Source organism: Rhodopseudomonas sp. NSM, assembly GCF_052445935.1.
Classification (GTDB): Bacteria; Pseudomonadota; Alphaproteobacteria; order Rhizobiales; family Xanthobacteraceae; genus Rhodopseudomonas.
On the sequence record NZ_JBQTCH010000001.1, the window covers coordinates 903,301 to 915,000 of the forward strand.

13 protein-coding genes (1 of these 13 only partly in view) are annotated in these 11,700 nt (G+C 65.5%); 5 read left to right on the forward strand and 8 right to left on the reverse strand.

Going from position 1 to position 11,700, the window contains the following annotated elements; genetic code table 11:
* Window positions 1-288: 288 nt before the first annotated feature.
* Window positions 289-504 (forward strand): CsbD family protein, encoded by a 216-nt coding sequence (locus tag ACTZWT_RS04125; RefSeq protein WP_444768420.1) that lies wholly within the window; start codon window positions 289-291, stop codon window positions 502-504.
* 106 nt (window positions 505-610) lie between these two features.
* Here the strand turns inward: ACTZWT_RS04125 and ACTZWT_RS04130 are convergent, their stop codons facing one another.
* Complete coding sequence (locus tag ACTZWT_RS04130) at window positions 611-1,594, reverse strand: D-2-hydroxyacid dehydrogenase family protein (RefSeq protein WP_444768421.1); 984 nt, start codon at window positions 1,592-1,594, stop codon at window positions 611-613.
* 82 nt (window positions 1,595-1,676) lie between these two features.
* A complete protein-coding gene (ggt, locus tag ACTZWT_RS04135; protein WP_444768422.1) occupies window positions 1,677-3,263 on the reverse strand; it encodes a gamma-glutamyltransferase in 1,587 nt (528 codons plus the stop codon).
* Window positions 3,264-3,499: 236 nt separating this feature from the next.
* Between ggt and ACTZWT_RS04140 the strand changes: the two genes are divergently transcribed.
* Window positions 3,500-3,715 (forward strand): SlyX family protein, encoded by a 216-nt coding sequence (locus ACTZWT_RS04140; protein WP_444768423.1) that lies wholly within the window; start codon window positions 3,500-3,502, stop codon window positions 3,713-3,715.
* A gap of 164 nt (window positions 3,716-3,879) precedes the next feature.
* Here ACTZWT_RS04140 and ACTZWT_RS04145 read toward each other — a convergent pair whose 3' ends face one another.
* From ACTZWT_RS04145 to ACTZWT_RS04160, 4 genes are all read right to left on the reverse strand, one after another.
* Window positions 3,880-5,418, reverse strand: a complete 1,539-nt coding sequence (locus tag ACTZWT_RS04145) for a class I adenylate-forming enzyme family protein (RefSeq protein ID WP_444768424.1) — start codon at window positions 5,416-5,418, stop codon at window positions 3,880-3,882.
* Window positions 5,419-5,583: 165 nt separating this feature from the next.
* Window positions 5,584-6,120: a nuclear transport factor 2 family protein gene (locus ACTZWT_RS04150; RefSeq protein WP_444768425.1), complete on the reverse strand. Its 537-nt coding sequence runs from the start codon at window positions 6,118-6,120 to the stop codon at window positions 5,584-5,586.
* A gap of 141 nt (window positions 6,121-6,261) precedes the next feature.
* Window positions 6,262-6,924, reverse strand: coding sequence for a Crp/Fnr family transcriptional regulator (locus tag ACTZWT_RS04155; RefSeq protein ID WP_444768476.1), 663 nt, complete (start codon window positions 6,922-6,924; stop codon window positions 6,262-6,264).
* A gap of 290 nt (window positions 6,925-7,214) precedes the next feature.
* On the reverse strand, window positions 7,215-7,628 hold the full coding sequence (locus tag ACTZWT_RS04160; protein ID WP_444768426.1) for a DUF3775 domain-containing protein: 414 nt from the start codon (window positions 7,626-7,628) through the stop codon (window positions 7,215-7,217).
* Between the two features lie 120 nt (window positions 7,629-7,748).
* Between ACTZWT_RS04160 and ACTZWT_RS04165 the strand changes: the two genes are divergently transcribed.
* The 3 genes from ACTZWT_RS04165 to ACTZWT_RS04175 all read left to right on the forward strand — a co-directional run bounded on the left by ACTZWT_RS04165 (window position 7,749) and on the right by ACTZWT_RS04175 (window position 10,343).
* Window positions 7,749-8,597, forward strand: a complete 849-nt coding sequence (locus ACTZWT_RS04165; protein ID WP_444768427.1) for an MBL fold metallo-hydrolase — start codon at window positions 7,749-7,751, stop codon at window positions 8,595-8,597.
* Between the two features lie 107 nt (window positions 8,598-8,704).
* Complete coding sequence (locus ACTZWT_RS04170; protein ID WP_444768428.1) at window positions 8,705-9,547, forward strand: fumarylacetoacetate hydrolase family protein; 843 nt, start codon at window positions 8,705-8,707, stop codon at window positions 9,545-9,547.
* Window positions 9,548-9,725: 178 nt separating this feature from the next.
* The gene (locus ACTZWT_RS04175; protein WP_444768429.1) at window positions 9,726-10,343 is read left to right on the forward strand and encodes a glutathione S-transferase; all 618 of its coding nucleotides are present in this window, start codon (window positions 9,726-9,728) and stop codon (window positions 10,341-10,343) included.
* A 65-nt stretch (window positions 10,344-10,408) separates the two neighbouring features.
* Here ACTZWT_RS04175 and ACTZWT_RS04180 read toward each other — a convergent pair whose 3' ends face one another.
* Window positions 10,409-10,951 carry a methylated-DNA--[protein]-cysteine S-methyltransferase gene (locus tag ACTZWT_RS04180; RefSeq protein ID WP_444768430.1) on the reverse strand — a complete coding sequence of 181 codons (543 nt, stop codon included), beginning with the start codon at window positions 10,949-10,951 and terminating at the stop codon, window positions 10,409-10,411.
* Window positions 10,952-11,015: 64 nt separating this feature from the next.
* On the reverse strand, window positions 11,016-11,700 hold the 3' portion of the coding sequence (locus tag ACTZWT_RS04185) for a glycosyltransferase family 4 protein (RefSeq protein ID WP_444768431.1). It continues 401 nt past the right edge of the window; 685 of the gene's 1,086 nt are visible here — the last part of the coding sequence; its start codon lies off the right edge, out of view; its stop codon occupies window positions 11,016-11,018.

Consider the following 11,700-nt stretch of genomic DNA (forward strand, 5'->3'; position numbering starts at 1 on the left):
ATGGGACCCCATTGCTTCCGGGGCGTTAATTTGGACGAGAACGCTGCAGCGATAGCGACGGCAGTTAACAATTGCCGAAAGTTGCCGGGGAATCGGCCTGAGCAATACTGCTCAATTTCCGGATCGAGCCGGATCGATCCGCCCGCACCGCGATCTTCACGGCGGCTGTTTGTTCCGACTATTTGACGCGATCGGAAACGATAAATCCCGGAACTGCCGACCGATCCCGCGGTTGTCTCTTCGAAGCACACCAGTCAGGTGAAGCTTGTGAGATCAAGGAGAGTTTCGATGGGTAGCACGACGGACAAGATCAAGGGCACCGCGAACGAAATGACTGGCAAGGCCAAGCAGGGAATCGGCGAAGCCACCGGCTCCGAGAAGCTGCAGAGCGAAGGCGCCGTGCAGGAAATCAAGGGCAAGGGCCAGAAGGCGATGGGCGACGCCAAGGAAGCCGTGAAGGACACCACCGACAAGGTCTCCGACGCCGCCCACCGCAATCTCTGAGCGCGGCGTGATCGATCGCGGTTAGTTTACCAACCTGCGATCATTGCGAAAGAGATCAGTGCGAGAGACCGGCCTTGGGCCGGTCTTTCTGCGTTTGGGAGCCGGATCAACGCCGCGCCCGAGCCATCACCGCGGGGTTGACGATGTCGATCGGCTCACCGGCCGCATAGGCCACGATCTGGTCGAACACATCGCCGAACTGCAGTTCGTATTCGTCGCGCGACACGTAGCCGATATGCGGCGTGGCGACGACATTGTCCATCGTCAGCAACGGATCCTGCGGATCACGCAGCGGCTCGGTGTCGAAAACGTCGACCGCCGCCATGCCGGGACGGCCGGCACGCAGCGCATCGACGAGCGCGCCCGGCTCGATCAGTCCCGCGCGGCTGGTGTTGACCAGCAAGGCGGTGGGCTTCATCCGTGCCAGATCCGCAGACGTGACGATGCCGCGGGTGGCGTCGACCAGCCGCATGTGCAGCGACAGTACGTCGCTGTCGGCGAAGAACTCCTCTCTGCTTCCCGCGATCAGATATCCGTCGGCGCGCGCCTCCGCCAGATTGGGCTCGCGCGCCCAGACCTGCACCGTCATGCCGAAGGCGCGGCCATAGCCCGCGACGACCCGGCCGATCCGACCGTAGCCGTAGATGCCGAGCGTCTTGTCGCGCAGCGTGTGGCCGACGCCGACCTGCCAGGTGCCGGCCTTGAGCGCCGCCATCTGCTGCGGAATCTGCCGCATCGCCGCGAGCACCAGGCCCCAGGTCAATTCGGCCGCCGCGTAGGACGGCGCGCCTGCGCTCATGTTCGACGACACCACGATGCCGAGCTTCGTGCAGGCGTCGATGTCGATATGCGGATAGACGCCGCGCTGGCTGATCAGCCTCAGCTTCGGCAGTTTCTCCAGCAAGGCGGCACGGATCTGCGTGCGCTCGCGGATCAGCACCAGCGCCTCGATATCGCGCAGCCGCTCCGCCAGCGCGTTGGTGTCCTGGACGTGATCGTTGAACACGGTGACGTCGTGGCCCTGCAGCCGGCCGAAGCAGTCCAGCGTCCGCAGCGTGTCGAAGTAATCGTCGAGGATGGCTACTTTCACGCGGCGTTTCCCTTCTCTTCTTCTCCCCTCCCTTGCGGGGAGGGGAGCCATCGCCGCTTCGAATTCAGCAACTATTGCTTTCTCAGTATCCGAGCGCGCAGCCGTCCTTGCGCGGATCCGAGCCGCCGGTGAGCGTGCCCCTGTCCCAGTCGATCCAGATCGCCTGGCCGCCGCCGTGCGGCGTACCGACCGACGTTACCTGGTGGCCAAGCGCCTTCAGGCCCTCCACCGTCGCCGCGGGCACGCCGTCCTCGAGCTGATACACGTTCTCGTAGTGCAGGCCGCGTGGCAGATCGATCGCCTCCTGCACGTCGAGGCCGTAGTCGAGAATGTTGGTCAGGACACGAACCTGACCGACCGGCTGATACTGGCCGCCCATCACGCCGAACGACATCCGCGCCCGGCCGTTCTCGGTGGCGAGCGCCGGGATGATGGTGTGCAGCGGCCGCTTGTTCGGCGCGATGCAGTTCGGATGGCCGGGCTGGATACGGAAGCCGGCGCCGCGATTCTGCAGCAGGATGCCGGTGTTGTTCGAGACGATCGCCGAGCCGAACGAATGCGCGATCGAGTTGATGAAGGAGCAGACGTTGCGGTCCTCGTCGACCACGGTGATGTACACCGTCGACGGATTCATCGGCGGCGACACCTTCGGCAGATCGAGCAGCCTGTCGAGCGCGATCTTGCTGAAATGCTCCTCGGCGAAGTCGCGCGCCAGAATTCGAACCACATCGACTTCGACATGGGCCGGATCGCCGATGTGCTGCTCGCGCATCATGTAGGCGATCCGCGCGGCTTCCGCCTCGAGATGGAAGCGCTCGACGCTGAGCGGGCCGAACTTCGTCAGATCGAAACGGCTGAGGATGTTCAGCATCACCAGCATGGTGATGCCCGGGCCGTTCGGCGGGCACTGCCAGACGTCGAAGCCCTTGTAGATGGTGCCGAGCGGCGAGGTCGTCTCGGTGGAATGGCCGGCGAAATCCTCCAGCGTGTGCAGCCCGCCGAGCCCGCGCAGCGTCTCGACCATGTCCTCGGCGACCGCGCCCTTGTAGAACGCGTCCGGGCCGTTGTCGGCGATCAGCTTCAGCGTCTGCGCCAGCTCCGGCTGCCTGATGACGTCGCCGGTCAGGGCGGCCTCGCCGTTCGGCAGCAGATAGCGTTCGGTGTTGTGGCCCTTCTTCAGCTTGGCAAACCCGTTCTTCCAGTCGAACGCGATCCGCGGCGCGACGACGTAGCCTTCGGCCGCGGCCTTGATCGCCGGCTGCAGCAATTTGTCGAAGCCGAACCGGCCGTGGTCGCGCAGGATCGTCGCCCAGGCGTCGATGGCACCGGGGATCGTCACCGCATGCGGGCTGGTGAGCGGAATGGCGTCGATGCCGCGCTCCAGAAACCACTCCGCCTTGGCGGCCGCCGGCGCGCGGCCGGAGCCGTTATAGGCGACGACCTTGCCGGTGCCCTTGGGCTGATAAAGCGCGAAGCAATCGCCGCCGATGCCGGTGGATTGCGGCTCGATCACCGCCAGCAGCGCGGAGGCCGCGATCGCGGCGTCGGCGGCGGTGCCGCCGGCCTGCAGGATCTCGATCGCGGCGAGCGCCGCCTGCGGATGCGAGGTCGCCACCATGGCGTTGCGGGCATGGACCGTGGAGCGGCCGGCGAAGTGGAAATTCCTCATGGGAACGAGCTCATTGGTTCACCGCGCCGCACTTCGGCGCCAGCCTAATTGGCATATTCCGGCGGCGCTGAGCAATCCTCGCCGCGGCATGCCCATCCGCCGCCGATCACGATCTGCCGATGGCGTGGGGTTTCGCGCCGCGGGTTCGGCTGATAGATCGTCGTCCGGGTGCGGGCCCGGCTCGGTGCGCGCCGAGGTCGCGATCCGGCGAGACAGTCAAGCAGTGGAGCGGGCCGATGGCCGACGATCAATCCCTCAGCGAGCGCATCGAGGCGCTGGAAGTCCGTCTGACCTATCAGGACGAGACTATCGAGACGCTGAACCAGACCGTCACTGCGCAATGGAAGCAGATCGACGCGCTGACACGGCAGGTCGCAGCGCTGGGCGATCGCCTGGCGCAGGCCGAAACCAGCGTCGCGGCGCCGGCCAACGAACGCCCGCCGCATTATTGACCGGGGCGTCGCACCGCGGACGAACACACGCCGCACTGCTCGTCCGCGTCATTCCGGGGCGCCGCGCAGCGGCGAGCCCGGAATCCCGAGATGTTCATCACGCCTCGCACAACAAAAACGGGATTCCGGGTTCGCGCCTGACGGCGCGCCCCGGAATGACCGCGTCAGGCGCTATGCCCCGCCGCCAGCCGCTGATCGCGCAACTCGCGCTTCAGCACCTTGCCGATCGCGCTGCGCGGCAGGGCTTCGGAGATGACGACATCCGACAGCCGCTGGGTCTTGCCGACCTTGGCATTGGTCCACGCCTTGAGGTCGGCCGGGTCGAGCGCTGCGCCCGGGCGCGGCACCGCGAAGGCCACCGGCGTCTCGCCCCAGTCTTCCGACGGCATGCCGACCACCGCGACCTCGAGCACCGCCGGATGCTGGCTCGCGATCGCCTCGATGTCGCTCGGATAGATGTTGAAGCCGCCGGAGATGATCATGTCCTTCTTGCGGTCCATCAGCGTCAGGAAGCCCTCGGCATCGAACCGGCCGACGTCGCCGGTGCGCACCCAGCGGTTGCCGTCCTTGTCGGTCCACAGCGTCTCGGCCGTCTTCTGCGGCTGGTTGAGATAGCCCTGCATCATCACGGCCGATCGGCCGACGATTTCGCCGATCTCGCCCTGGGCGACGAAATTGCCGTCCTCGTCGATCAGCCGGATCTCGTGTTCGGGCATCGGCTGGCCGACGGTTGCGAGCTTGTCGGGATGCTCGTGCGCCAGCAGCGCGCAGGATCCGCCACCCTCGGTCATGCCGTAATACTCGGTGAGACCGCCCGGCCAGCGCGCGAGGATGTCGCGCTTCAGCTCGGCCGCGAACGGCGCCGAGGTGCAGAACTTCATCACGAAGGACGACAAATCGTAGTCGGCGAATTCCGGCAGCGCCATGATGCGGCGATACTGCACCGGCACCAGCATCGCGTGGGTGACGCGGTGCTTCTGCGCCAGATCGAGGAAACCCTTGGCGTCGAACTTCTTCATCAGCACCAGCGTGCCGCCGCCGGCCAGCGTCGGATTGAAGCAGACCAGCGTGGTGTTGGAATAGAGCGGCGTCGATAGCAGCGTCACGGCGTCGGGGCCGTAGCCGAGCGGATCGAGCTGGCCGTATTGCCGCCAGCGCAGATGATGGGTGTGGACGATGCCCTTCGGCGTGCCGGTGGTGCCCGACGAATAGATGATGTTGAAGACCCATTCCGGATCGATCGTCACCGGCGCAGGCCTGGTGCCTTGTTCGGCGATCCAGCCGGCAAACGCCGCGCCGCTCCCGCCACCGTCGAGCGCGATCCGGCGAACGGAGGCGTCGATCGCGGCATCCTTCATCGCGTTCGCCGCAAAATCGTCGGTGAACAGGATCTTCGCGGCGGAGTCCTTCACCATCGCGGCGAAATCCTGCGCGGTCGATGACGGCGCCAGCGGCGCCACCGCGACGCCGGCGCGGAGCGCGCCGAGAAAGGTCGCGGCGTATTCGAGCGAGGACAGCGCGCAGATCGAGATCGCGTCGGTCGGCTGCACGCCGTCGCGTTGCAGGGCGGCTGCGACCCGGTCGATCAGCGCATCGAATTCCGCGTAGCGCAATTGCCGCTCGCCGTCGATCACCGCGATCCGGTCCGGATGCGCCTGGGCCGTGTTGCGCACCAGTTCGGCGAGGGTGATGAAGTCGGGCATTTCGGTCTCCGGTTGGTTTCTTGTTGGCTCTGTATAGTAGCAGGACTCGTCATCCTGAAGCGCGAGCGAAGCGAGCCTCGAAGGATGACAGCGGCACGTGTGGCCCATCCTTCGAGGCGCCCAGAGATGCGCGCACCTCAGGATGACGCCGACGGCGTCGAAAGCCTACCGATCCAGCTTCTCTCCCCTCAACCACGCCGCGCCGCTGGCGTAAAGCCGCTCCACCGCCTCGCCTTTCAGGCCGGGCATGTCGCGTTTGATCTGATAGCCGATCCGGCTCTGCAGATAGGCCAGATGCCGATAGCCCTCGGGGAATTGCGCAAGCAGCGCGAGCACGAAGCCCCAGCGGCCATCGCGCTTTTCGAGGAAGTCGTAGAACCGCCCGGTGCAGACGACGTCGACCAGCACGTCGTGCACGACCGCGCGCTGCGCGATCGTCATCTTGGTCTGTGAAATCGCGCGGGAAGCAGCGAGGTCGATCGACTGCCCGCCGAGAAAATGCAGGATCGAAACGCCCCTGGCCCAGCCGGCCTTGCTCATGGCGATGAATTCGTCGGCGGACCCTTGCGTCCAGGTCGCCATCATCCGGCCGTCGTCGAACCAGACCGTGCGGAAGCGGTCCCAGTCTCCGGCGTCACACCACACCACCCAATTTTCAATCAGGTCGCGAATCGCGAGCCTGTCCTGCCACGCCGCATCCATCTGCCGTTTCCGCCCCAGCGTCTTGCGCCCGGCGCCACTATACGAACGACAGCATAAAGTGCGAGGGGCCGAATGCAGCGGTGCCCTGCTTCGGCGTCGGGTCTAAGGAGGCAACGGCGCGATCGGGCAAGGCCGGCCGGCTCAGTTGCGGGCTTCGGAGTGATCCTGCAGCATCGCGCTCAGCCGCGGATGCACTTCGATGTTGCGGTCGTAGCTGATCAGGCCGAGCTTGCGGAATTTGTTCATGAAGAAGCTGACGCGCGAGCGTGTTGTGCCGATCATCTCCGCCAGCGTCTCCTGGCTGATATGCGGAGCGATCGGCTGGGCGCTGCCGTCATTGTCGAGCTTCGAGAGCCGCAGCAACAACCGCGCCAGCCGCTTTTCGCTCGAGTTGAACAGCTGATCGATCAGATCCTCTTCCATCCCGCGGTTGCGCAGCAGCAGATGGCGGGTGAACAGCTCGGCGAAATCCGGCTCGGTGCGCAACGTCTCGATCATCAGGCCCCTGCTGATCGAGGCGACGACGCAATCCCGCATCGCGATCGTGGTCGCACAGCGCGTGTCATCACCGATCAGACAACCGTCGCCGAAGAACTGTCCGGTCTCGACGAGCCCGGTCGCCGCCTCCTTGCCCTGCGCGGACAGCACGACGACTTTGATCCGGCCATCGAGCAGAAAGAAGACGCTGTCGGCGGCATCGCCCTGGGAGAAAATCACCTGGTCCCGCGCAACCCGCAGGATCGATTTTCCAGCGCCCGGCCGGGCAAAAAACTCCCGATAGTTGAAGTCGGCTTCCAGCTTCATAGCTTCCAGCTTCATTGTCTCCAACTCCATGCGAAGCTGATGCAGCCGAAATGATAAACTGTCGCCGCCTGAAAACGCTGGTAAAAACTCTGACCTAGTGAAGGTACGAGGTCCGGCCGTTTCAAAGCTGGGGCGAAGGGAACTCGCAAGCGTTGCGGCCGATGGAACTCCCTCTTCACCGCCAAAACCCGGCACGATACGAACACCGAGGTGACCGCATGCCGACAGCTGCCCTTTCCGCCGCTGGCGGCGGCGGAGGCCTGGTGTGATGTTGGTCTCGGAGTAGTTCGTCACGCCACCGGCGTGATCCGCTCGTCGCTCCACGACAGGCCGAATTCGTCGAGACCGGCCGCGAGATAATCGCTGAGCAGCGGCTCGCCGAGCAGGTAGCGTGCGGTGCGGCCGTTACGGCCGTCGGCGGCCTCGCGGCGCAGATCGTCCCACTCTTCGATGCTGCCGTCGCCGCGGCCGAGCCGCATCAGCGCGACGAGATCGATCTGTTCTTCCTCGGTCATCGCGGCGATGAAGCCGGCGATCTCCTGCGCCACCGGGTCGCTGCCGTTGTCTTCCAGCACGTCGATCATGTTGTCGTCGGCGCCATTCGACCCGGAATCGAGGTCGGTGGCGCCTTCCTTGACGTCGTATTCCCGTGCCTTCTCGATCAGGAAGCCGACCTTGTCGGTGGAAATTGCGAGTTCAGGCATCGAATGATCTCCCATCGTTTGGCGCCACGCGACCAACGCGTCGCATCGGCAGATGATCCATTGCACCGCACCGGCAAAACCAGCATGTTCGGGCAAAACAACAATCGGGAGAGACGTGGGATGGGCTGGACGATCGGCAAGGTCAAGATCACAAAAATCGTCGAAATCGAATCCACCGGGGGCACCCGGTTCATCCTGCCGCAGGCGACCAACGAGGAAATCCAGAAGCTGCAATGGCTCGCGCCCGACTTCGCCAATGCGGAGGGCCGGCTGCGCATGACGGTGCACGCGCTGGTGGTCGAGACGCCGACTCGCCGCATCGTGGTCGACACCTGCATCGGCAACGACAAGCAGGGCCGCAGCGTGCCGACCTGGAACGGACTGGACAGGCCGTTCCTCGCCGACATGGCAGCGGCGGGCTATCCGGCAGAGAGCATCGACATGGTGGTCTGCACGCATCTGCACGTCGATCACGTCGGCTGGAATACAAGGCTCGTCGATGGGCGCTGGGTGCCGACCTTCGGCGACGCACGCTATGTGTTCGCGCGCGACGAATACGACTACTGGAAACAACACAGCACCGAGGGCGAGCACGCCGCGGTGTTCGCGGATTCGATCCAGCCGGTGGTCGATGCCGGCCTGGTCGATCTGGTGGCGAGCGACGCTGCGGTGGCGGACGAGATCACGCTGATCCCGACGCCGGGCCACAGCCCGGGCCATGTCAGCCTGCACATCCGCTCGGACGGCGCCGAGGCGCTGCTGAGCGGCGACGTCGCGCACCATCCCTGCCAGATGGCGCATCTCGACTGGGCCTCGACGGTCGATTTCGATCCGAAGCAATCGACCGAATCCCGGCGCGCGCTGTTTTCGCGCTTCGCCGATACGCCGACGCTGGTGATCGGCGGCCATTTCGGACCCAGCCACATCACGCGCGACGGCGACGCCTTCCGGCTGGTGGCAGCGCAATAGCAGCGCCCGCGCAGCAACGCCGCATGGGCCGCCCGCGGCTACGCCGGTTGAATTCCGCGCGGCGCTGCGCCATGAGGTGAGCAGCAAAATTCAGGAGGAAGCGCGACATGAAGCTCGTTCGATATGGTGCGATCGGCCAGGAAAAACCCGGCATGATCGATAAAGCAGGCCAGTTGCGCGATCTGTCGGCGCAGCTGCCGGACCTCGCCGGCGAAGCCTTCGCGCCGGCCGGCCTCGCCAAACTCGCCGCGCTCGATGCCGCGAGCCTGCCGGCCGTGGCAGGCCAGCCGCGGATCGGATCGCCGGTCGGCGGCGCGCCGAAATTCATCGCGATCGGGCTGAACTACGCGGATCACGCCGCCGAAGCCAACATGCCGATTCCGTCCGAGCCGATCGTCTTCATGAAAGCGTCGAGCTCGCTGTGCGGGCCGAACGACGACGTCGAGAAGCCGCGCGGATCGACCAAGCTCGACTGGGAAGTCGAACTTGCGATCGTGATCGGCACCCGCGCCAAATACGTCTCCGAGGCCGACGCGTTGAACTACGTCGCCGGCTACGCGGTCTGCAACGACGTCTCCGAACGCGCCTTCCAGATCGAGCGGATGGGGCAATGGACCAAGGGCAAGTCGCACGACACGTTCGGGCCGCTCGGGCCGTGGCTCGTCACCAGGGACGAGATCGCCGACGTGCACAAGCTCGGGATGTGGCTCGACGTCAACGGCAAGCGCTGCCAGACCGGCTCGACCGCGACGATGATCTTCAACGTGCCGAAGATCGTGTCCTATCTGTCCGAACTGATGACGCTGCTGCCCGGCGACGTCATCACCACCGGCACCCCGCCCGGCGTCGGCATGGGCATGAAACCCCCGCAATTCCTCAATGTCGGCGACGTCGTCACGCTCGGCATCGACGGCCTCGGCGAGCAGAAGCAGACCATCGTGGCGGCGTGAGCCGCAACATCAAGGACGTCATCCTGAGGAGCGCTCCGAAGGAGCGCGTCTCGAAGGATGGTGAAGTTGAAAGTATTCGCTGCCCATCCTTCGAGACGCCCGGCTTCGCCGGGCTCCTCAGGATGACGTGGCAAGCGTCGAAAAGCCCCGCCTGACAAGCCTATCCAAAGGACTTCCGATGAAACTCAGCTTCTCCCCCGCCTCGCCGTTCGCGCGCAAGCTGCGCATCGCGGCGATCGAGCTCGGACTGATCGACCGGATCGAATTCGTTTCGGCGACGGTCGTTCCCGGGCAGGCCAATGACGACTACATGCGCGACGTCAATCCGCTGAAGAAACTGCCGGCATTGATCCTCGACAATGGCGAGGTGATCGTCGATTCCTTCGTGATTGCGGAATATCTCGACGACCTCGCCGGCGGCGGCAAGCTGATGCCGGCTTCGGGGCCGGAGAAGTGGCGCGTGAAGAGCGATCACTCGCTGCTGCAGGGCATGCTGGATTCGATGCTGCTGTGCCGCTACGAGAAGATGGTACGGCCCAAGGAGCTGTTCTGGCAGGGCTGGTACGACGATCACTGGAATCGCGCCTGGAGCGGCATGGCGCGTTTCGAGAAGGCCGATAAGGTCTTGAACGGACAACTGGATTTGGCGCAGATCGGGCTGGTTTGCGTGCTCGGCTATGCGGATTTCCGGTTTCCCGATTGCGGCTGGCGCGAGGCTTATCCGAAACTCGCCGCGTTCAACGAGAAAATGCTGGAGCGTCAATCGGTTAAGGTCTCGGTGCCGCCGCCGGCGTGAGTTTTTGCGGCTTGCGGCAAACCCGTGACAAACGTCAGGCAGGTCGCGCCCAAGAATTCCGCCGCTCAATCGAACAGGCTCGGCGTGTAGTTGACCGCCGCGCCCTCGATCGACAGCAGTTTGAGCTTGGTGGCGACGCCGCCATTGGCGGAAAATCCGCCGGGCTTGCCTCCGGCGGCGAGCACGCGGTGGCACGGCACGATCACCGGCACCGGATTGCGGCCGAGCGCCTGCCCTACTTCGCGCGCGAGTTCGACTCCGCCGAGCTTCCTGGCGATGTCGCCGTAACTAAGCGTTTGCCCCGGCGGGATGGTGCGCGCGATGGCGTAGACGCCGCGCTGGAAATCGGAGACGCCGTCGAGGTCGAGCGGGATGTTTGTGAGGTCGACCGGTTGGCCTGCGAGCAGCGCGACGATGCCGTCGATCGCGTCTCGCACCGGCGGCGGCGGCGCGGCTTCGTCGATCTCGCCATGGCGCTGGGCGATGCGCGCGCGGGTCTGCGCGTCGTTCGGCTGCGGCAGTTGCACGGCGACCACGCCGCGATCGCCCCAGGCGATGCCGCAGCGGCCGAGCGCGGTGTCGAACATCGCGTAGTTCTGCGCCGTCATCGGAATTCCCGTTGCTGATGCGCAGGCGAGCTTAGCGGCGGCCGGCGCCGTGATCCACCCGGTTTCAGCAACCGCGCTGTTCGATCCGCGCGGCGATCGCCGACAGCCAGGCGCCGCGCTGCTGCTGCAGGCTGATCGCGCGCGCCGCCGCGGCCTTGTGCATTGCCGGCAGCGCATCGATCATCCCGGCGATGCCGGCGACCAGCGCCTCCTGTTGGAACGGTTCGGGCAGCACCAGGCCTGCGCCGCTGCGCTCGATCTCGCCGGCATAGCCGCAGGCGGCCGAAGCCAGCACCGGCACGCCGGCGAGCAGCGCCTCGCCGATCACCTGGCCGGCGGCTTCGGAGCGCGCGGGGTGCAGCATGAAATCGGCCGCGGCGATCAGCTCCATCACCTCGGCGACATAGGGCACGATGTGTACCCGGCGCTCGAGATCGCGCCGCACCACGCGGCGATGCAGCCACGGCGAATCCGAACCGGCGACGACCAGATGCAGCTTCGGATACAGCGCCAGCGCCGCGAGGCTGCGATCGACGCCCTTGAGCTTCGGATCGACCGCGACCGACACCGCCATCAGCGCGTCGTCGGGAATGCCGAGATTCTTTCGCCACGGGGTGGCGCCGAGCTTGCGCGCGGCGGCGTAGCGGTCGTCGTGCAGCACCATCGGCAGCACGGTGGCGCGGGCCGGATCGAAATCATAGGCGATGAAATACTCGTCGCGCTGCCGCTCGGTGAGGAAGAACAACCGG

Bases quoted from the DNA above. Each gene is read 5' to 3' on its own strand.
- ACTZWT_RS04155 (WP_444768476.1), bottom strand. From the start codon at position 6,924: ATGAAGCTGGAAGCCGACTTCAACTATCGGGAGTTTTTTGCCCGGCCG.
- ACTZWT_RS04145 (WP_444768424.1), bottom strand. From the start codon at position 5,418: ATGCCCGACTTCATCACCCTCGCCGAACTGGTGCGCAACACGGCCCAG.
- ACTZWT_RS04125 (WP_444768420.1), top strand. From the start codon at position 289: ATGGGTAGCACGACGGACAAGATCAAGGGCACCGCGAACGAAATGACT.
- ggt (WP_444768422.1), bottom strand. From the start codon at position 3,263: ATGAGGAATTTCCACTTCGCCGGCCGCTCCACGGTCCATGCCCGCAAC.
- ACTZWT_RS04175 (WP_444768429.1), top strand. From the start codon at position 9,726: ATGAAACTCAGCTTCTCCCCCGCCTCGCCGTTCGCGCGCAAGCTGCGC.
- ACTZWT_RS04180 (WP_444768430.1), bottom strand. From the start codon at position 10,951: ATGACGGCGCAGAACTACGCGATGTTCGACACCGCGCTCGGCCGCTGC.
- ACTZWT_RS04170 (WP_444768428.1), top strand. From the start codon at position 8,705: ATGAAGCTCGTTCGATATGGTGCGATCGGCCAGGAAAAACCCGGCATG.
- ACTZWT_RS04165 (WP_444768427.1), top strand. From the start codon at position 7,749: ATGGGCTGGACGATCGGCAAGGTCAAGATCACAAAAATCGTCGAAATC.
- ACTZWT_RS04140 (WP_444768423.1), top strand. From the start codon at position 3,500: ATGGCCGACGATCAATCCCTCAGCGAGCGCATCGAGGCGCTGGAAGTC.
- ACTZWT_RS04150 (WP_444768425.1), bottom strand. From the start codon at position 6,120: ATGGATGCGGCGTGGCAGGACAGGCTCGCGATTCGCGACCTGATTGAA.
- ACTZWT_RS04160 (WP_444768426.1), bottom strand. From the start codon at position 7,628: ATGCCTGAACTCGCAATTTCCACCGACAAGGTCGGCTTCCTGATCGAG.